This is a genomic window from Neobacillus terrisolis, from assembly GCF_051233475.1.
Classification (GTDB): Bacteria; Bacillota; Bacilli; order Bacillales; family Cytobacillaceae; genus Bacillus_BU.
The window spans coordinates 15,530-35,671 of record NZ_JBKFGH010000045.1; the positions used below are offsets into that span (position 1 = coordinate 15,530).

The following is a 20,142-nucleotide window of genomic DNA, read 5'->3' on the forward strand; positions in this document are numbered from 1 at the left end:
CACTATGACTGTGAGGGATAAATGGTGAATCAATATTATGATCAAAACGCAAATAAAACAAATCCTCAAGAGCATGATGTCGTTATGAGAGGTAGACGAATTCTTGAAATTACCGGTGTCAAACAAGTGGAAAGCTTTGATAATGAAGAGTTTTTATTAGAAACTGTTATGGGTTTTTTGGCAATAAAGGGTCAAAACTTACAAATGAAAAATCTTGATGTTGACAAAGGGATTGTTTCCATAAAAGGGAAAATATTTGATCTGATTTACTTAGATGAACAGCACGGGGAGAAAGCTAAAGGCTTCTTTAGCAAGTTATTCCGATGACTCTTTCAACTCAATTTGTTACCATGCTGACGATGATCGGCATGGGATCCTTTTTTGGAGCAGCATTTGATACGTACAATCGGTTTTTAAAGCGAGTACATCGCAAGAATTGGATCGTATTTATCAATGATGTTTTATTTTGGTTATTGCAGGGTCTAATTATTTTTTATGTTTTATTTATCGTAAATGAAGGAGAAATGAGATTCTATATTTATATTGCCTTATTGTGCGGATTTGCAGCTTATCAAAGTCTTTTAAAGGGACCTTATTTAAAAACGTTAGAGATGATTATTTCGCTGATTATTTCTATTTGGAAGTTTATTGTTAAACTATTTATGATGCTTGTTTATAAACCATTACTATCTCTTTTTACCTTCATTCTCACGATTTTAATCATGTCTGGACGTGGTCTTTTATCTCTCCTCTTATTTATTTGGAGAACGCTTGTTTGGATTGTGAAGTTGTTGTATAAACCAATAAATATGATATTGTTATTATTTTGGAAACTTTTGCCGAAGGGGATTAAAAAAAACGTCGAGAAGTTATATAATGGAATGGCAGGATTTTTCCGAAAAATAAAGAAATACTTCAGTAACATACTAGCTCATTTTAAAAAACAAAATAAGTAAGGAGGTCTGCGACATTGAGTGCTATCAAAAGAAACGTTGCCAAAATTAAAACGGACTTAACACATCAACACGAACTCGACGAGATCTTTGCTGCGAATAAACGGAAGCGCCTGATTAGAAGGTTATGTTTCTTTTCTGTTCTCGCATTCGTAGCTTCTTATTTTATGATCTCAACGCTCATCTCGCAAGCCTCTTCACTTGAGGAAAAAGAAGAAGAAAAGTCAAAGCTAAAGCAAGAGTTATCAGAATTAAAGAAGGACCAAAGTGCTCTGAAAGAGGAAATTGTAAAGCTCAATGATGATGAGTACATAGCGAAACTTGCGCGGCGCGACTACTGGGTATCGGAAAACAATGAAATTATTTTTAATATCCCAGATGAAAAGAAGAAGGAAAAGGAAAAGGCATCAGAGTAGCGGACTTATTGACACGCTTTTTTTCAATTCTGTATAATATAGAGTAAGTATGATTTTTTATATTTTTAAGGAGGAAAATTTTTTATATGTCAATCGAAGTAGGCAGCAAGTTACAGGGAAAGGTAACAGGCATTACGAATTTCGGAGCGTTTGTGGAGCTGCCAGAGGGTTCAACTGGTCTTGTTCACATTAGTGAGGTGGCAGATAACTATGTTAAGGATATTAATGACCACCTAAAAGTTGGAGACGTTGTCGAAGTAAAAGTAATTAATGTTGAAAAAGATGGAAAGATTGGATTATCCATCAAAAAAGCAAAAGAAAGAGTTGAACAACCTAAGCCTCAGTCACAATCGCATTCAAATTCACATTCTCAGCGCCCACGTCATGGTAGAGCGAACGACCACCGCAATAACAAACCAGAAAACTTTGAAATGAAAATGGCGCGTTTCTTAAAGGATAGCGAAGATCGTCTATCTTCATTAAAGCGTCACACTGAATCTAAACGTGGTGGAAGAGGAGCTAGAAGAGGTTAACTTGTTGCTTATTGCTATTATATAATTTGTCCTTAAAGACAGGTCTTTTACAGACTTGTCTTTTTTGCATTTTTAATGCAAAAGGTCCGTTAAAAATGGCTGTTGATTTCCGCTCCAGGTGCTCGCTTTCCGCGGGGGAGTCCGAGAGCCTCCTCGGCGCAAGCGCCTGTGGGGTCTCCCGTGACACCTTCTCCCGCAGGAGTCTCGCACCTTCCGCTCCAATCAACAGGGTTCTTTAACACTGACAACGCAAAAAAAACGCAAAAGATTTAATCTTTTGCGTTTTTTGGTATGACCCCTACGGGATTCGAACCCGTGTTACCGCCGTGAAAGGGCGGTGTCTTAACCGCTTGACCAAGGGGCCGTGATATAGGTGTAAAAGCTTCAGTTGTTCTACTTGTCCAGCTCCGTTCGCTAGCCCCTCGGGGTCATAAGCCAATCTGTCCAAAAGGTCAAAAAGCGACCTTTCGGCCAGCTCGTCTTATGCCGGTCGTCCCTGGGCGAGCCGTTTTTGCTTTTCTGTATAGCGGCGGAGGGGATCGAACCCCCGACCTTACGGGTATGAACCGTACGCTCTAGCCAGCTGAGCTACACCGCCAAAATTTTAAACACAAAATTTATAATACATAGGAAATAAATTTGTGTCAATCATTTTTTTAAGTAATTTGTCGTTAATTGATTTTTAACTTAAAAACAACATGGAATAAGTCGAACAAATCAAGGAATACAATTTGCAATTGTGACAATATTTTGAAAATTAGTTTTATATAATGGAGGCAAAACATAGCAGGGGAGTGTGGTGAATGGCTAAAGTGGAGCGAAATTTAATTGAGCCAATTGGTGAAGTTAAGTTAAAAAGTCCAAAAATGGAGCTATCAAATGGATTAAATAAAATAAAAACAAACATGGAAACTTTTTTTATAAAAAAGGGCTACATTCTCTTATTGATCGGATTTTTATTGGGACGAGCTCTCATCCTTGCAAAACTTACTCCTTTTAATCTCCCATTTTTTGCAGCTGTTTATTTAATGAAAAGAGATCGAGCTCCATTAGCACTTATCGGTTTAGTTGCAGGGGCAGCTACTTTATCTATTTCTGATGCAGTACTCACATTTGGAAGCACCTGTATGTTTTTAATTGTATATCGATTGATTAATAAATGGATTATTAACGAAATGAAGGTCATTCCGATCATCGTATTTGGAACATTAGCAGTTGGGAATTTACTTCAAGTGTTTATTATTGAACAAGAGATTTCTATTTACGACGGAATAATGGCCGGGGTAGAGGCAGGACTTGGCAGCATTTTGACATTAATTTTTCAACAAAGCATTCCGTTAATCTCAATCAGCAAAAGAAAGCAGCCGTTAAAAACAGAAGAAATTGTCTGTATGATTATTATGCTTGCCTCAATCATGACAGGCACAATTGGCTGGACGATATACAATTTATCTGTAGAACATATTGTTGCAAGATATTTAGTGTTATTATTTTCGTTTGTTGCTGGAGCAACGGTTGGGTCAACGGTAGGGGTAGTAACAGGTCTCATTTTAAGCCTTGCAAATGTTTCGAGCTTTTTTCAAATGAGCCTATTAGCCTTTTCAGGATTATTAGGGGGTCTTTTAAAAGAAGGGAAAAAGATAGGGGTTTCAATCGGGTTATTAATTGCCACCGTTTTAGTAGGAATGTATGGCGAAGGAGGCGGTATCTTATCTAAAACGGTGTTAGAAACTGTAGCAGCCATTCTAGTGTTTTTAATTACACCGAAAGGACTAACGACTAAACTTGCAAAACATATTCCCGGTACATCTGAGTATGCGGCTGAGCAGCAGCAGTATATGCGGAAAATGCGAGACGTTACTGCGCACAAGGTAGCTCAATTTTCAAATGTTTTTCAGGCATTATCTAATAGCTTTAAGGTCAATGATCAGGATAACGAGAGATTTGATGACGATGGCAGGGAGATTGATTTCTTTTTAAGTAATGTTACAGAAAAAACATGCCAAACATGCTTTAAAAAAGACTACTGCTGGACAAGAAACTTTAATACAACCTATGACTATATGAGAGAAATTATGCAAGAAATGGATCGGAATGATGGTGTTATTTCACAAAAGATTTTACGGGACTGGGAAAAGCATTGTACCCGTTCCAATAAGGTCATTGATTCAATTGGGCAGGAGTTAACTTATTTTCAAGCGAACCAAAAATTAAAAAAACAAGTTCAAGAGAGCAGAAGATTAGTAGCGGAACAGCTATTAGGTGTTTCAGAGGTAATGGAAAACTTTGCAACCGAAATCCAGCGTGAACGGGAAAATCATCACAGACAGGAGGAACAAATCCTAGAGGCTCTTCAAGAGTTTGGCATTCAGATTGAACAGGTAGAAATCTATAGTTTATTAAAGGGAAATGTGGATATTGATATGACCATTCCTTACTGTAATGGTCATGGGGAATGTGAAAAACTGATTGCCCCAATGTTATCAGATATTCTCGGTGAAACGATTGTGGTCAATTCTGAGGAGTGTTCCAGCTTTCCAAATGGTTTTTGCCAAGTGACATTTGGATCTGCCAAAGCTTTCGTTGTTGAAACAGGTGTTTCACATGCTGCAAAGGATGGAGGGTTAGTTTCAGGAGATAGTTATTCTACGATCGAGCTTGGTTTAGGGAAATATGCAATTGCTATTAGTGATGGGATGGGAAATGGGGAGCGGGCCCACTATGAAAGCATGGAAACCCTCAGTCTCTTACAAAAAATATTGCAATCCGGAATTGAAGAAAAGGTAGCGATAAAATCAGTCAATTCAGTGTTATCACTCCGAACAAATGATGAGGTTTTCTCCACTTTGGATTTGGCGATGATCGATCTGCAAAATGCGTCAGCCAAGTTTTTAAAAATAAGCTCCACCCCAAGTTTCATTAAAAGAGGAAAGAAAATCATGAAAATTCAAGCCAGTAATTTACCGATGGGGATTTTTCAAGATTTTGATGTTGATGTTGTCGGGGAACAGTTAAAAGCTGGAGATTTGCTGATCATGATGAGCGATGGAGTTTTTGAGGGTCCGAAGCATGTTGAAAATTATGATTTATGGATGAAAAGGAAGATTCAAGAGCTGCAAACGGATGATCCGCAACAAATAGCTGATTTAATTATCGAGGAAGTGATCCGCTCAAGAGGAGGTTCCATTGATGATGATATGACCATCGTCGTTTCAAAAATAAAGCACAATACCCCCAAATGGGCATCGATTCCTGTCCAAAAGCGTAAAAAAGCATAACGCATAGTATGTCCCGGCACACAGTTCATTATGTATAAATTCTCTCCAATAAGGCGAAGCTTGTTGATAATAGTAAATTTGTTGGAGGGGAAACAATGAAGACAGGGACATTACGGCAAATTCTTTTGATTACAGATGGATGCTCCAATCAAGGTGAGGATCCAATTGCCATGGCGACGCTTGCTTATGAGCAAGGAATTTCGATTAATGTTATAGGAGTCATGGATCAAGACATTATTGATGAAAAGGGCTTGAAGGAAATTGAAGAAATTGCGATGGCAGGAAAAGGTGTAAGCCAGGTTGTTTATGCAACACAATTATCACAAACAGTCCAAATGGTGACAAGAAAAGCGATGACACAGACGCTCCAAGGGTTAGTGAACAAGGAACTCCAACAAATTCTCGGCGGTTCAAAAACAGTCGAAGATCTCCCTCCGGAAAAAAGGGGAGAAGTGATGGAGGTAGTAGATGAATTAGGGGAGACTGCTCAGCTGGAGGTATTAATTTTAGTTGATACAAGTGCAAGTATGAAGCAAAAGCTCCCCACTGTAAAAGAGGCTCTGTTAGACCTGTCATTAAGTTTAAATGCAAGGTCTGGAGATAACCGTTTTGCAGTTTTCGTATTTCCCGGGAAAAAGAATGATGTCGAAAAACTGTTGGATTGGACGCCAAATCTCCAATCTTTAACGACGATCTTTTCAAAGCTGTCAACAGGAGGAATAACCCCAACTGGACCGGCCATTCGTGAAGCGTTAACCTATTTTAACAAAAAACGTTCATTAAGGAGTTTGCTATCTCGTGATGATGAATCATTCTTTGAAGAGTCAGTGTAAAGTAAGCCCTGGGACGGTTATCGAAGGAAAATGGCACCGCAATCGATATACCATTATTAAAGAACTGGGGTTTGGTGCTAATGGAATTGTTTACTTAGCACAAACGAATCATCAACGAGTAGCGTTAAAAATGAGTGATAATGGTATGTCGATAACCTCAGAGGTTAATGTGCTAAAATCCTTTGCTAAGGTCCAGGGTTCATCCCTTGGGCCTTCTTTACTTGATGTCGATGATTGGGTTAGAAGGACCGGTAATGTTTCGTTTTATGCAATGGAATATATTGAGGGACCTGATTTATTAAATTTTATTCAAAAAAACGGACATGAATGGACAAAGGTTTTAATTCTTCAATTATTATCCGATTTAGAGAAGCTCCATCAAAATGGCTGGGTGTTCGGTGATTTAAAACCGGAAAATTTGATTGTTACCGGTCCACCTCCCCGGATCCGCTGTATCGATGTAGGCGGTACAACCATACAAGGAAGAGCGATAAAGGAGTTTACAGAGTTCTTTGATCGAGGCTATTGGGGATTAGGGAGCCGAAGAGCAGACCCAAGCTATGATTTATTTGCCGTTGCGATGATCATCATTAACACCGTATATCCTAAGCGTGTTAATAAAACGAATGGCGGCTTGCATCAGTTAAAAAATTTAATTGATCAAAAAAGAGAATTGAAAAAAATCGAGGGGATTTTACTTCATGCCCTGCAGGGTACTTATTCCTCAGCAGGACAAATGCGAAGGGAAATGCTCAATGCCTTAAACCAGACTTCACAAAAGGCTCAACCTACAAAAAGTAGAGCGAGCCATATTAAGGGAAGCAGAAGTCAAAATACAAAACGAAAGAAACATAATGGCATGATTGAAACGGTCATTATTACATCGGTCATTTTATTGTTATATACATTTTATGTTTTTGGACAACTTTTATAGATAAAAAAATTTTTGAAACCTTTAAGGACAACGTACGTATTAATTATGAAATAAAGCAGAAAAATATTTCTTTATTTGATGGCTTTGTTTTGTAACATACATGATAAAAATGATAAGCTTTTAATAATCATTTATATTTGAGGAAGATTAACATGTTAGAAAACAAGGTGGACTCTTTTCTCCATCACCATGGTTTAAATATAAAAAACAAAGGAGTGGTTGTAGGAGTTTCCGGTGGGCCAGATTCTTTAGCTCTTCTTCACTATCTTTTGAAACGACGTGAAAAGTGGAACATATCAATTGTTGCAGCTCATGTAGATCATATGTTTCGCGGGCAAGAATCTATGAATGAAGCAAAGTTTGTAGAGGAATTTTGTATTCTAAACAATATTCCTTGTGAAGTAAAACAAATAAATGTCCCAGAGATCATATCGGAGACAAAGAAAAACCCTCAGGTTGCAGCACGGGAATGCAGATATGAGTTTTTTAAGGAAGTAATGGAATCCTACCAGTGCTCTTATCTTGCATTAGGTCACCATGGAGATGACCAGATCGAAACCGTTTTAATGAGATTAACACGAGGAAGTACAGGAATGGCGAGAGCTGGTATCTTGTTTAAACGCAACTTTTCTAGAGGCTTGCTAATTCGACCGTTTCTATGTTTGACCAAGCAGGAAATCGAAAACTATTGTGATCAAAATCAATTAGAGCCCCGTCGAGACCCTAGTAATGAAAAGGATGCTTATAGTAGAAATCGCTTTAGAAAAAATATACTTCCTCATTTAAAAGCAGAAAATATTCAGGTCCATAATCATTTTCAAAGATTTAGCGAAGAATTGCAAAATGACGAGGAATTTCTGCAGGAATTAACTGTCCAAAAAATGAATACAGTAATGAGGAAAGAAAAAGATAAAATATCTGTTGACATTAAAACCTTTTCAACAATGCCAATGCCTTTACAACGGAGAGGGATTCAACTAATATTAAAATATCTTTATCAAGAAAGATTAGCGTTTCTTTCTTCCATACATACTGATCAGTTATTTTCCTTAATTTATAATCCTCAACCTTCAGGAATGCTTGATTTTCCGTTTGGATTAAAGATTATTCGTTCGTATGAAAATTGTTATTTTCAATTTCATCAGAATGAAGAAGTACCCTATCGGTTTGAACTAAGGAAACCTGGAACAGTTTCGCTTCCAAATGGGGAAAAGGTATCACTGGAATATACCGAAAACGGTCCGGCAAAAACGGGCAAAAACGAGTTCACATTGGATATTAACGATATCTCGTTGCCACTGATCATTCGATCTAGAAAAAGTGGCGATCGCATGAGTATAAAAGGAATGATTGGTACAAAAAAGATAAAAGATATCTTTATTGACCAAAAGGTTCCGATTCATGAACGAAATCAATGGCCGATTATAACGGATAGCGCAGACAATATTCTTTGGATACCAGGAATTAAAAAATCGAACTATGAAGTGAAGGGAAATACAAATTCTAGCTATATTCAATTAACTTATAAAAGCAATGATTCTTCTAGGGGGCAACAAGTAATGAAAAGGGATATTGAAAAAGTTTTAATAACAGAGGAAGAAATACAAGACAAAATTAAAGTTCTTGCAAACCAGTTAACCGAAGATTATCAAGACAAATTCCCATTAGCGATTGGCGTATTAAAAGGGGCCATGCCATTTATGGGAGACCTGTTAAAAAGAGTGGATACGTACCTTGAAATGGATTTTATGGATGTTTCAAGCTATGGAAATTCAACTGTCTCTTCAGGAGAAGTAAAGATTTTAAAGGATTTAGATACTTCTGTTGAAGGTCGTAATATTCTCATCATTGAAGATATTATTGATAGTGGGCTTACTCTTAGTTATCTCGTCGAGCTTTTCCGTTATCGAAAAGCAAAATCCATCAAGATCGTGACATTACTTGATAAGCCATCTGGACGTAAAGCAGATATTCAAGCAGATTATGTAGGCTTTATCGTTCCTGATGCATTTGTGGTTGGTTATGGTCTTGACTATGCAGAAAAGTACCGGAACCTTCCATATATTGGGGTTTTGAAACCTGAGGTATACAGCAATAACTAATAAGTGAATGATAATTAGCAGATATAATGTGTTTGACCAAGTTTGGTCAACCGTTTATCTCTAGGGGTTATTCCTTGTATAGGTGGATTTTTTTATGATACTATTTAAGATAGTTTTTTTAGTAGGGAGGAGGTAAGGGATGAATCGGATCTTCCGTAATACCATCTTTTATTTATTGATATTTTTAGTCATTATTGGCGTAGTTAGCTTTTTTAACGGCAATAACGAGCCAACCGAGAATATATCTTACGATAAGTTTATTCAATACTTGGAATCTGGTCAGGTAGAGGAACTTACCTTACAGCCGGAACGTGGCGTTTTTCAAGTTCGTGGAAAACTTGAGAATTATGAAGAAGGTAAGCAGTTTTTAACCTATGTATGGAATAGTGAAGAATCACTTTCTCAAATCCAAAAAGCGGCAGCCAAAGCAAAAGTAGATGTACTGCCAGCTAAGGAAACAAGTGGATGGGTCACTTTCTTTACTTCAATTATTCCGTTTATCATTATCTTTATCCTATTCTTCTTCTTATTAAACCAAGCTCAAGGCGGCGGCAGCCGAGTTATGAACTTCGGGAAAAGTAAAGCCAAGCTTTACAATGATGAGAAGAAAAAGGTCCGCTTTAAAGATGTAGCCGGAGCGGATGAGGAAAAACAAGAGCTAGTTGAAGTAGTAGAATTTTTAAAGGATCCGCGTAAATTTGCTGAATTAGGTGCCCGAATTCCAAAAGGGGTACTTTTAGTTGGTCCTCCAGGAACAGGTAAAACTTTATTAGCGCGTGCAGTTGCTGGTGAGGCTGGAGTTCCTTTCTTCTCAATTAGTGGTTCTGACTTTGTTGAGATGTTCGTAGGGGTCGGTGCTTCCCGTGTTCGTGACTTATTTGAAACGGCAAAGAAGAACTCTCCATGTATTATCTTTATCGATGAAATTGATGCAGTAGGACGTCAACGTGGTGCAGGACTCGGCGGTGGACATGATGAGCGGGAACAGACACTTAACCAATTATTAGTTGAGATGGATGGCTTCGGAGCAAACGAAGGAATTATTATTATTGCTGCAACCAACCGTCCTGATATTTTAGATCCGGCATTACTTCGCCCAGGTCGTTTTGACAGACAAATTACAGTAGATCGTCCAGATGTTAATGGGCGTGAAGCAGTGTTAAAGGTTCATGCGCGTAATAAACCGCTTGATGAAACAGTTAACCTTAGAGCAATTGCTCAGCGAACTCCAGGGTTTTCAGGTGCAGATTTGGAAAACCTGTTAAATGAAGCGGCACTTATTGCTGCAAGACGTAACAAGAAAAAAGTCGATATGCTTGATATTGACGAGGCAACCGATCGCGTTATTGCTGGTCCTGCGAAAAAGAGCCGAGTTATTTCAGAGAAAGAACGAAATATTGTGGCTTTCCATGAAGCGGGTCATACAGTAATTGGGCTTATCCTAGATGAAGCAGATATGGTTCACAAAGTTACCATTGTTCCTCGCGGTCAAGCTGGCGGTTACGCTGTAATGCTTCCAAAGGAAGATCGTTATTTCATGACGAAGCCAGAATTATTGGATAAAATTGTTGGCTTACTTGGTGGTCGTGTTGCAGAAGAAATCGTGTTTGGTGATGTAAGTACTGGCGCCCACAATGATTTCCAACGTGCAACTGGTATAGCTAGAAAGATGATCACTGAGTATGGAATGAGTGACAAACTTGGACCAATGCAATTTGGCCAAGCTCAAGGACAAGTTTTTCTAGGCAGAGATATCCATAATGAGCAGAATTATTCAGATGCGATCGCTTATGAAATTGACTTAGAAATGCAGCGTTTCATAAAAGAATGCTATGAAAAAGCTAGAAAGATTTTAACAGAAAATCGCGACTTGCTTAATTTAATTGCTAAAACATTATTGGAAGTTGAAACACTTGATGCCGAACAAATTAAACACTTGATGGACCATGGTACACTTCCTGAACGTAAAAGCAACAGTATAAATGGTGTGGAAAATAAGGGACTTGAAGATGTGAAGGTAAACATTGCTTCAAAGAAGGACGATGTTACTGAAACAAATTTAGATGCCGACTCTAATCATCAAGATAAGGAAGAAGGTCCTAAATAAAAAAGGTGCTCTTAATGAGCGCCTTTTTTTATACATTATGATATGATGCAAAATAGAAAAATAAAAAAATAAAATAATAAAAAATAAAAAAATGTAAAGTGGTGAGTACGGTGATTTTTGTTTTTGACGTCGGCAATACAAATATCGTCCTTGGTGTTTATGACAATGAAGAACTAAAGCACCATTGGAGAATCGAAACCAATCGCAATAAAACGGAAGATGAATACGGAATGATGATCAAAGAATTGTTTGATCACGTTCATCTTTCTTTTTCAGAAATTAATGGAATTATTATTTCATCGGTTGTTCCTCCAATTATGTTTGCACTTGAACGGATGTGTAATAAATATTTTCATGTGAAGCCGTTAGTTGTTGGACCAGGAATTAAAACAGGGCTAAACATAAAGTATGAAAACCCGCGTGAGGTCGGCGCTGACCGAATTGTGAATGCTGTTGCGGCTATACATGAATATGGAAGTCCATTAATTATTGTTGATTTTGGAACAGCGACTACATATTGTTATATCGACGAACATAATCAATATATGGGTGGTGCAATTGCACCGGGAATCGGTATCTCAACGGAAGCTTTATATTCCAGAGCTGCGAAGCTTCCAAGAATTGAAATCGTCCGTCCCGATGATATTATTGGGAAAAATACCGTTTCCGCTATGCAAGCGGGTATTTTGTTCGGTTATGTCGGTCAGGTAGAAGGAATCGTTCAAAGGATGAAAGCACAGAGTAACGTTAAACCAACTGTCGTTGCTACAGGTGGATTGGCTACTTTAATTGCTGAAGAATCAACCTGTATCGATATTGTCGACCCGTTCTTAACATTAAAGGGACTAAAACTAATTTATAGACGAAATATGGAAAACATAAAGAAATAAACTAGCATCATGAAAGGAGCAAAGGGATGAACGATTACTTAGTAAAAGCATTAGCCTTTGATGGGCATGTAAGAGCATATGCTGTGCGAAGCACTGAAACTGTCAGTGAAGCACAACGGCGTCACAATACATGGCCGATTGCATCAGCGGCTTTAGGGCGGACATTGTCTGTTGGAGCGATGATGGGGGCAATGCTAAAAGATGACGCCAAACTCACCATAAAGATTGAAGGCGGCGGGCCAATCGGTCCAATCCTAGTGGATAGTAATACAAAGGGTGAAGTACGCGGCTATGTTACCAATCCTCAAATCCATTTTGAAAATAATGCGCAAGGAAAATTAAATGTTGGGAAAGCGGTTGGGACATCAGGGACATTGACGATTGTAAAAGACCTTGGACTCCGAGACTTTTTCTCAGGGCAAGTCCCCCTCGTTTCTGGTGAATTAGGGGAAGATTTTACGTATTATTTTGCATCCTCTGAACAAGTACCATCATCAGTAGGGGTAGGGGTCCTAGTTAATCCGGATAACTCGATTTTAGCCGCTGGTGGATTTATCATTCAATTAATGCCCAATACAGATGAACTAACGATTTCAAAAATTGAACAAAGCTTGGCAAAAATTCCACCGGTATCTAGCCTAATTGAAAAAGGCTTAAATCCAGAGGAATTACTGGAGGCAGTATTGGGGAAAGGAAATGTTAAATTTCTTGAGACAATGCCAGTCTCGTTTACATGCAACTGTGAAAAAGGTCGATTTGCTTCAGCTATTATTGGTTTAGGGAAATCTGAAATAAAAGATATGATCGATGAGGATGGGCAAGCAGAGGTACATTGCCACTTCTGCAATGAATATTATCATTTCTCGAAGGAAGAGTTAGAAGCATTATATAAAGAAGCTCAATAAGGGAGAAACTTTGGAGGAAGGCAAGTGAAAAAAAAGCACCTCGTGTTAATCATTGTAGGGCTCATTATCCTGTACGTTGTAACCGTATCAGTTTTACTGTTAAAACCGCAAAATAACGGCGAATCGGTGGCAACGATTGGAGACGATTCGATTTCACGCCAGGAATGGCTGAATGAAATGGAAGCAATATATGGAGAAAGTACATTAAAAGATTTAATTGATCAAAAGGTCATTGAACAAATGGCCAAAAAGTATGATATTAAAGTAAATGATAAAGAAATTGACCGCGAATTAAGAATGTTAAAAACCTCTGCGTATTCTCAAGGGCAGTATCAAAATGAAGAAAAACTTAAGCAACAAATTAAATTTAGCCTTCTTTTAGAAGAACTTCTTACGAAGGACGCAGTCATTTCAAACAAAGAAATTGAAAAATATTATCAACAAAACAAAGGTTTATTTACTATTCCCACTTCTTATCATTTATCACAAATCATTGTTGATACAAAAAAAGAAGCAGAGCAGACTATTGATGAATTAAAGCAGGGCTCAAGCTTTTCCGTTTTGGCAATGGAACGATCGATTGATGAATTTTCGGCTAATCAAGGTGGAGATATCGGCTTCGTTAATGAAGAAGAGGAGAGTGTATCTCCCGAAGTATTAATGCAGATAAAACAATTAAAAAAAGATGGCTGGACTAAGCCGATTAAAGTCGCCGACGGTTATGCTATTTTTTTACTGCATGAGCGAGTACCTGAAAAAAAATACTCTTATAAGGATGTAAAGAACCAAATTCGCCGCCAACTGGCACTTGAACAAATGGATATCCCTGTAACGGCGGATATTTTTTGGAATGAAGCAGACGTAGAATGGTTTTATGGCAACAAAAAGGATTAAGGCAAATTGGTAGGGTATTGTTACAGGGGAACAACTACCCTTTTTTTCATTTTAGTTCCCCAAAGTTTTATTAGATTAAAAAATTATCGTGAATATTTTAATTTTTTTTGCAAAAGGATTGACATATCCTTAGTGAGTTGATAGGATTTTATTAAACCTATAAAATTACTCGGATTAAGAGGTGGAGAAAATGGTACGTGTTGCAAATTCTGTTGCAGACTTAGTTGGACAAACACCAATCGTAAAATTAAATCGTTTAGTTGATGAAAACAGCGCAGATGTTTACTTAAAGTTAGAATACATGAACCCTGGGAGCAGTGTTAAAGACCGTATTGCTCTTGCTATGATTGAAGCCGCGGAAGAAGCAGGTACTTTAAAACAAGGCGATACAATCATCGAGCCTACTAGCGGAAATACTGGGATTGGATTAGCGATGATTGCCGCAGCGAAGGGTTATAAGGCAATTCTTGTTATGCCGGAAACAATGAGTTTAGAGCGCCGTAACCTACTTCGGGCTTACGGAGCTGACTTAGTTTTAACTCCTGGACCAGAAGGTATGGGTGGTGCAATTCGTAAAGCTGAGGAGCTTGCTAAAGAGAACGGATATTTTGTTCCTCAACAATTCAAAAATCTTGCGAACCCTGAAGTTCACAGAAGAACGACTGGGAAAGAAATTGTCGAGCAAATGGGCGATCAATTAGATGCGTTTATTGCAGGTATTGGTACTGGTGGAACGATTACTGGTGCAGGTCAAGTGCTTCGCGAAAAATATGCGGACATTAAAATCTATGCAGTAGAGCCTGCTGATTCACCTGTATTATCAGGTGGAAAACCTGGGCCGCATAAGATTCAAGGTATTGGCGCAGGATTCGTTCCTGATATCCTCGATACACATGTATACGAAGAAATTATTAAAGTAACCAATGATCAAGCATTTGAATATGCTCGTCGTGCAGGAAAAGAAGAAGGAATTCTCGGTGGTATTTCTTCAGGCGCAGCGATTTACGCTGCTTTACAAGTTGCAAAGCAGCTTGGTAAAGGCAAAAAAGTTTTAGCGATCATCCCTAGCAATGGCGAACGTTACTTAAGTACACCACTTTATCAATTTGAAGATTAAAAATCAGTAAAAAAACAACAGCTTACGCGCTGTTGTTTTTTTATTGAGAAAAGAGCGGGTCTAAATTCTGATATTTTATAAAAACTATATTATAATGGCTATGATATAAAATGCACCATTTAGGGTGAACGAAGAACCGATTGTTGACTATGTTTTTTCTGCTTTTAGGGGGCAATAGAAATGGAAAGAAATCAAAAATATATACTTAAATGTGGTCCTTATTCTCTAAATTATCGACAAAAAACGTTGATAATGGGGATTTTAAACGTTACTCCGGATTCTTTCTCGGATGGAGGAAGTTTTACAAATATAGACGTAGCGGTTCAGCATGCGCTGGAGATGATCCAAAATGGCGCAGATATAATCGATATCGGTGGGGAATCTACCCGTCCAGGGTATCAACCTATTTCCGTTGAAGAAGAATTACAACGTGTGATCCCAATCATCAAAGCACTGCGAAATAACGTTAACGTTCAAGTCCCGATTTCAATAGATACTTATAAAGCTGAGGTTGCCCGGCAAGCAATCCTTGCAGGAGCAAATATTATTAACGATATTTGGGGAGCAAAAGCCGATCCAGATATGGCTAAAGTGGCTGCAGAACTTCAAGTTCCTATTATTTTAATGCATAACCGAAACAACAGAGACTACCAAGATTTTATGCGTGATGTCCTTAATGATCTATTTGAAAGCATTGCTCTTGTTAAACAAGCCGGTGTAAAAGATGACATGATCATTCTTGACCCGGGCATTGGGTTTGCCAGAGATCTAAATGAGAATCTTGAGACGATGCGAAACTTGGACAAGATTGTTTCATTAGGGTATCCTGTTTTATTGGGAACATCTAGGAAATCTATGATTGGTAACGTCTTAAATTTACCAGCAACAGAACGGTTGGAAGGAACGGGGGCCACCGTTTGTTACGGTATACAGAAAGGCTGTCAAATGGTACGAGTTCACGATGTTAAGGAAATGGCCAGAATGGCAAAAATGATGGATGCACTAATGGGAAAGGGGGAGTATAGTGGACAAAATTGAAATTAGCAAAATGGAATTCTATGGTTTTCATGGTGTTTTGTCCGAGGAAACTCGTCTTGGTCAGCGTTTCATCGTCGATTTAACGGTGTATACTGATTTAAAAAAGGCAGGAGAAAGCGATAACCTTCAAGATTCAATTAATTATGCCGAGTTATTTTTCATTTGCAAAAAAATAGTCGAAGGCGAACCATTAAAATTAATTGAGGCAGTTGCTGAAAGAATAGCTTCTAACGTTCTTTCGTCCTATAAATCAATTCAAGAGTGCAAAGTAAAGGTGATCAAGCCCGATCCGCCGATTCCGGGTCATTACCAGCATGTCGCGGTGGAAATAAAAAGGAGTAGATAACTTTGGGGAGAAATACAGCTTATTTAGCATTAGGTTCAAACCTAGGTGATCGTTTTCAAAATCTGAAAAATGCCGTTCAGATGCTAAATAATGAACACGCCATTGAAGTGGTAAATGCTTCTTCTATTTATGAAACCGATCCAGTTGGATATGAGAATCAAGATCCATTTTTAAATATGGTTGTTCAAGTAGTTACTGGACTTTCGCCGGAAGACCTGTTAAAGTTGTGTTTAAAAATTGAAAATGAGCTTGGCAGAATCAGGGAAATTATGTGGGGGCCAAGAACATTAGACCTTGACATTTTAATGTATAATCAAGAAAATATTGAAACAGAAGACTTAATAGTTCCTCATCCTCGGATGCATCAAAGAGCATTTGTATTAATACCTCTATTAGAAGTAGACCACCACATTCACGTACCGAAGATTGAGAAACCTATGAAATTATGGGTGGAAAATCTGCCTGATAAAAAAGGAGTACGGATATGGAAGCGGAAAAATGGGGAAGACGTATTCGCGCTTTTCGAAAGCTAAAAGGATTTACACAAGAAAATTTTGCCAAAAAGGTGGGTGTATCTGTTTCGATACTCGGAGAAATTGAAAGAGGAAACAGAGTACCAACTCATGAATTTCTTGAGGAGGTAGCGGCCATCTTACAAATTGACGTGGAAGAACTAATTCCACCAGATGAAATTGAATAAATGCCGGCATACAATGAAATAGCCGATTAGCATATTTCTGTTAGCACCTTAGAAGAAGGAGGTAACGTATTTGTTGAAAATAGGAAACATCGAGATGAAAAACCCGGTAGTACTAGCACCAATGGCGGGAGTTTGTAATGCTGCTTTTCGGCTTACAGTTAAAGAATTCGGTGCAGGACTCGTATGTGCAGAAATGGTTAGTGACAAAGGGATCGTCTATAAAAATGAAAAAACGATGAGTATGCTCTATATTGATGACGAGGAGAAGCCATTAAGCCTGCAAATTTTTGGTGGAGAAAAGAAAACATTAGTTGAGGCAGCCCAGTTTGTTGATAAAAACACGAATGCTGATATTATCGACATTAATATGGGCTGCCCAGTTCCGAAAATCACTAAGGTTGATGCAGGAGCAAAGTGGCTTCTCGATCCAGAAAAGATTTACGAAATGGTAGCGGCTGTCGTTGATGCAGTCGATAAACCCGTTACGGTTAAAATGCGGATGGGCTGGGATCCGGATCATATTTATGCGGTTCAAAACGCCCAGGCTGTTGAACGAGCTGGAGGTCAAGCTGTAGCTCTTCACGGGCGAACTCGTTATCAAATGTATGAGGGAAAAGCGGATTGGGATATTATTCGTCAAGTTAAAGAAGCTGTAAATATTCCAATCATCGGCAACGGGGATATTGCTACACCTCAGGATGCAAAACAAATGCTGGACCAAACTGGTTGTGATGGAGTCATGATCGGTCGTGCTGCATTAGGAAATCCATGGATGATTTACCGTACTGTTAAATACCTTGAAACAGGTGAGTTAATTGGTGAGCCGTCCGCACAAGAAAAAATTGATGTGTGTATGCTTCATCTAGATCGTTTGATTTCCTTGAAGAATGAGAATATTGCAGTTCGTGAAATGAGAAAGCACGCAGCATGGTATCTTAAAGGGATTAAAGGCAATGCTAAAGTTCGAAATGCCATCAATGAATGCAATACAAGAGCAGAGCTTGCTGCGTTACTATACAGCTTGGTAGAAGATGTTGAAGAAATAGAACAACTTGCTTCGAAAGTTGGATAAGTTTGACTTTATCAGTATCTTTTTCTATAATACCCTTGTTATTGAAATAAACTGCCAGTATCGAACTGGCAGTTTATTTTATATGTAAAAATCTTTTTTGATGTCTGAACAGGTAAGATTGTGTAAAATAATATAGTATGCATTAAAATGGAATACGTTAAAATGCCCTTTGGCTGATATAAAAGTTTTTTTAATAAATGGAGTGATCATATGAGTCAGGAAGAATTAAACGACCAACTTAGAGTTCGGCGAGAAAAAATGAGCAGCATGCGCGAAAAAGGAATAGATCCATTTGGTAAACGATTTGAGCGTTCAACAAATACGCAAGAACTAATTAATCAATATGGAGAACTCGAAAAGGAAGAATTAGAACAACAAAACTTGTCTGTTACCCTAGCCGGTCGGATCATGACTAAGCGTGGAAAAGGGAAGGCTGGATTTGCTCATATTCAAGATTTAACAGGGCAAATTCAATTATATGTTCGAAGTGATGCTGTCGGTGAAGAACAGTATGAGTTATTTGATACTGCTGATTTAGGTGATATTGTTGGTGTTACGGGTACATTGTTTAAAACAAAAGTGGGAGAGTTGTCCGTTAAGGTTCAAGATTTCACCTTATTAACAAAGGCTCTACGCCCGTTGCCTGATAAATTCCACGGGTTAAAGGATATTGAGCAAAGGTATCGCCAACGTTATTTAGATTTGATTATGAGTCCGGAAAGTAAGAATACATTTATCACTAGATCGCTAATTATCCAATCGATGCGCCGTTATTTAGACAGCCATGGGTATTTGGAAGTTGAAACACCAATGATGCATGCGATTGCCGGTGGGGCTTCAGCACGTCCTTTCATTACACACCACAATGCACTTGATATGCCATTGTTTATGCGAATTGCTATTGAACTTCATTTAAAGCGTCTGATTGTCGGTGGACTTGAGAAGGTTTATGAAATTGGTCGTGTCTTCCGTAATGAAGGTGTATCGACGCGTCATAATCCAGAATTTACGATGATTGAACTGTATGAAGCATATGCAGATTACCGTGATATCATGTCCCTTACAGAAAATCTTATCGCTCATATTGCACAGGATGTGCTTGGAACGACAACCATTCAATATGGTGAGTATCAGGTAGAGTTAAAACCTGAGTGGAAACGAGTTCATATGGTAGATTCTATTAAAGAAGTAACAGGAGCGGATTTCTGGAAGGAAATGAGCACTGAAGAAGCGCGTCAACTTGCAAAAGAACACGGTGTTGAAATTAATGAGCATATGACGTATGGTCATATCGTTAATGAATTTTTCGAACAAAAGGTTGAAGAAACACTGATTCAGCCGACTTTTATATACGGTCACCCAGTGGAAATTTCTCCACTTGCGAAGAAAAATGATGAAGACCCAAGATTTACAGATCGTTTTGAATTATTTATTGTTGCACGTGAGCATGCAAATGCGTTTACAGAGCTAAACGATCCTATTGATCAAAGAGAGCGATTTGAGGCTCAATTAAAAGAACGTGAACAAGGAAACGATGAAGCACATCAAATGGATGATGATTTTGTTGAGGCATTAGAGTATGGAATGCCGCCAACAGGAGGATTAGGTATCGGGATTGATCGCCTAGTTATGCTGTTAACGAATTCTCCATCGATCCGAGACGTACTATTATTCCCACTCATGCGTCATCGTTAATAATCAACAAAGCAGGCCAATGGCCTGCTTTGTTTTTATATATAAAGCTTTATTATATTAGAGAAGATGTTTCTTAATGATCCTATGGACAATTATTTAATTCCACGGGAATTTAAAAAAACTAGAAAAATGTATTGCATCAAATTAATATTGGTGGTATATTATTATCTGTTGCCCCGCTGGTGCAACGAACTTGAAAAAAAGATTTTTAAAAAAGATTGACGCAACATTAACAATCTGTTAATATTAAAAAGTTCGCTTCTGGCGAGTGATAAAAATTGCTCTTTGAAAACTAAACAAACAAACGTCAACAATAATATTTTATAGTG

19 protein-coding genes and 2 tRNA genes are annotated in these 20,142 nt (G+C 38.2%); 19 read left to right on the forward strand and 2 right to left on the reverse strand.

Annotated elements, in window-relative coordinates:
* Positions 1–24: 24 nt before the first annotated feature.
* From yabP to ACI48O_RS21895, 4 genes are all read left to right on the forward strand, one after another.
* Complete coding sequence (yabP, locus tag ACI48O_RS21880) at positions 25–327, forward strand: sporulation protein YabP (protein ID WP_435563970.1); 303 nt, start codon at positions 25–27, stop codon at positions 325–327.
* Complete coding sequence (gene yabQ / locus ACI48O_RS21885; protein WP_435563951.1) at positions 324–956, forward strand: spore cortex biosynthesis protein YabQ; 633 nt, start codon at positions 324–326, stop codon at positions 954–956. The genes yabP and yabQ overlap by 4 nt, the downstream gene beginning before the upstream one ends.
* A gap of 14 nt (positions 957–970) precedes the next feature.
* Complete coding sequence (locus ACI48O_RS21890; RefSeq protein ID WP_435563952.1) at positions 971–1,369, forward strand: FtsB family cell division protein; 399 nt, start codon at positions 971–973, stop codon at positions 1,367–1,369.
* An 86-nt stretch (positions 1,370–1,455) separates the two neighbouring features.
* Complete coding sequence (locus ACI48O_RS21895; RefSeq protein WP_435563953.1) at positions 1,456–1,902, forward strand: S1 domain-containing RNA-binding protein; 447 nt, start codon at positions 1,456–1,458, stop codon at positions 1,900–1,902.
* A 292-nt stretch (positions 1,903–2,194) separates the two neighbouring features.
* Here the strand turns inward: ACI48O_RS21895 and ACI48O_RS21900 are convergent.
* Positions 2,195–2,266 (reverse strand) — tRNA-Glu (locus tag ACI48O_RS21900).
* Positions 2,267–2,426: 160 nt separating this feature from the next.
* A tRNA-Met gene (locus ACI48O_RS21905) sits at positions 2,427–2,500 on the reverse strand.
* Positions 2,501–2,705: 205 nt separating this feature from the next.
* Between ACI48O_RS21905 and spoIIE the strand changes: the two genes are divergently transcribed.
* The 15 genes from spoIIE (at position 2,706) to lysS (ending at position 19,813) form a co-directional block, all read left to right on the forward strand.
* Positions 2,706–5,180 (forward strand): stage II sporulation protein E, encoded by a 2,475-nt coding sequence (spoIIE, locus tag ACI48O_RS21910; RefSeq protein WP_435563954.1) that lies wholly within the window; start codon positions 2,706–2,708, stop codon positions 5,178–5,180.
* A gap of 95 nt (positions 5,181–5,275) precedes the next feature.
* Positions 5,276–6,013: a vWA domain-containing protein gene (locus ACI48O_RS21915; protein ID WP_435563955.1), complete on the forward strand. Its 738-nt coding sequence runs from the start codon at positions 5,276–5,278 to the stop codon at positions 6,011–6,013.
* The gene (locus tag ACI48O_RS21920) at positions 5,982–6,947 is read left to right on the forward strand and encodes a protein kinase domain-containing protein (RefSeq protein WP_435563971.1); all 966 of its coding nucleotides are present in this window, start codon (positions 5,982–5,984) and stop codon (positions 6,945–6,947) included. Before ACI48O_RS21915 ends, ACI48O_RS21920 begins: the two co-directional genes overlap by 32 nt.
* A gap of 152 nt (positions 6,948–7,099) precedes the next feature.
* Positions 7,100–9,049: a hypoxanthine phosphoribosyltransferase gene (gene hpt / locus ACI48O_RS21925; protein ID WP_435563956.1), complete on the forward strand. Its 1,950-nt coding sequence runs from the start codon at positions 7,100–7,102 to the stop codon at positions 9,047–9,049.
* Between the two features lie 139 nt (positions 9,050–9,188).
* Complete coding sequence (gene ftsH / locus ACI48O_RS21930) at positions 9,189–11,156, forward strand: ATP-dependent zinc metalloprotease FtsH (protein WP_435563957.1); 1,968 nt, start codon at positions 9,189–9,191, stop codon at positions 11,154–11,156.
* 110 nt (positions 11,157–11,266) lie between these two features.
* Positions 11,267–12,046, forward strand: a complete 780-nt coding sequence (locus ACI48O_RS21935) for a type III pantothenate kinase (RefSeq protein ID WP_435563958.1) — start codon at positions 11,267–11,269, stop codon at positions 12,044–12,046.
* Positions 12,047–12,072: 26 nt separating this feature from the next.
* Positions 12,073–12,951: an Hsp33 family molecular chaperone HslO gene (gene hslO, locus ACI48O_RS21940; protein WP_435563959.1), complete on the forward strand. Its 879-nt coding sequence runs from the start codon at positions 12,073–12,075 to the stop codon at positions 12,949–12,951.
* A 24-nt stretch (positions 12,952–12,975) separates the two neighbouring features.
* The gene (locus ACI48O_RS21945) at positions 12,976–13,845 is read left to right on the forward strand and encodes a peptidyl-prolyl cis-trans isomerase (RefSeq protein WP_435563960.1); all 870 of its coding nucleotides are present in this window, start codon (positions 12,976–12,978) and stop codon (positions 13,843–13,845) included.
* 190 nt (positions 13,846–14,035) lie between these two features.
* Entirely contained in the window at positions 14,036–14,962 is a 927-nt protein-coding gene (gene cysK, locus ACI48O_RS21950; RefSeq protein ID WP_435563961.1) for a cysteine synthase A, read from the forward strand.
* Between the two features lie 180 nt (positions 14,963–15,142).
* The gene (folP, locus tag ACI48O_RS21955; protein ID WP_435563962.1) at positions 15,143–16,000 is read left to right on the forward strand and encodes a dihydropteroate synthase; all 858 of its coding nucleotides are present in this window, start codon (positions 15,143–15,145) and stop codon (positions 15,998–16,000) included.
* Entirely contained in the window at positions 15,987–16,346 is a 360-nt protein-coding gene (gene folB, locus ACI48O_RS21960) for a dihydroneopterin aldolase (RefSeq protein WP_435563963.1), read from the forward strand. The genes folP and folB overlap by 14 nt, the downstream gene beginning before the upstream one ends.
* 2 nt (positions 16,347–16,348) lie before the next feature.
* Positions 16,349–16,879, forward strand: a complete 531-nt coding sequence (gene folK / locus ACI48O_RS21965) for a 2-amino-4-hydroxy-6-hydroxymethyldihydropteridine diphosphokinase (RefSeq protein ID WP_435563964.1) — start codon at positions 16,349–16,351, stop codon at positions 16,877–16,879.
* On the forward strand, positions 16,831–17,046 hold the full coding sequence (locus ACI48O_RS21970) for a helix-turn-helix domain-containing protein (RefSeq protein WP_435563965.1): 216 nt from the start codon (positions 16,831–16,833) through the stop codon (positions 17,044–17,046). Before folK ends, ACI48O_RS21970 begins: the two co-directional genes overlap by 49 nt.
* Before the next feature lie 70 nt (positions 17,047–17,116).
* Entirely contained in the window at positions 17,117–18,118 is a 1,002-nt protein-coding gene (dusB, locus tag ACI48O_RS21975; protein ID WP_435563966.1) for a tRNA dihydrouridine synthase DusB, read from the forward strand.
* A 210-nt stretch (positions 18,119–18,328) separates the two neighbouring features.
* Positions 18,329–19,813 carry a lysine--tRNA ligase gene (lysS, locus tag ACI48O_RS21980; protein ID WP_435563967.1) on the forward strand — a complete coding sequence of 495 codons (1,485 nt, stop codon included), beginning with the start codon at positions 18,329–18,331 and terminating at the stop codon, positions 19,811–19,813.
* Positions 19,814–20,142: the final 329 nt, after the last annotated feature.

Coding starts and splice junctions, on each gene's coding strand:
- yabQ (WP_435563951.1), top strand. CDS start 324: ATGACTCTTTCAACTCAATTTGTTACCATGCTGACGATGATCGGCATG.
- ACI48O_RS21895 (WP_435563953.1), top strand. CDS start 1,456: ATGTCAATCGAAGTAGGCAGCAAGTTACAGGGAAAGGTAACAGGCATT.
- spoIIE (WP_435563954.1), top strand. CDS start 2,706: ATGGCTAAAGTGGAGCGAAATTTAATTGAGCCAATTGGTGAAGTTAAG.
- ACI48O_RS21915 (WP_435563955.1), top strand. CDS start 5,276: ATGAAGACAGGGACATTACGGCAAATTCTTTTGATTACAGATGGATGC.
- ACI48O_RS21920 (WP_435563971.1), top strand. CDS start 5,982: ATGATGAATCATTCTTTGAAGAGTCAGTGTAAAGTAAGCCCTGGGACG.
- hpt (WP_435563956.1), top strand. CDS start 7,100: ATGTTAGAAAACAAGGTGGACTCTTTTCTCCATCACCATGGTTTAAAT.
- ftsH (WP_435563957.1), top strand. CDS start 9,189: ATGAATCGGATCTTCCGTAATACCATCTTTTATTTATTGATATTTTTA.
- hslO (WP_435563959.1), top strand. CDS start 12,073: ATGAACGATTACTTAGTAAAAGCATTAGCCTTTGATGGGCATGTAAGA.
- cysK (WP_435563961.1), top strand. CDS start 14,036: ATGGTACGTGTTGCAAATTCTGTTGCAGACTTAGTTGGACAAACACCA.
- folP (WP_435563962.1), top strand. CDS start 15,143: ATGGAAAGAAATCAAAAATATATACTTAAATGTGGTCCTTATTCTCTA.
- ACI48O_RS21970 (WP_435563965.1), top strand. CDS start 16,831: ATGGAAGCGGAAAAATGGGGAAGACGTATTCGCGCTTTTCGAAAGCTA.
- lysS (WP_435563967.1), top strand. CDS start 18,329: ATGAGTCAGGAAGAATTAAACGACCAACTTAGAGTTCGGCGAGAAAAA.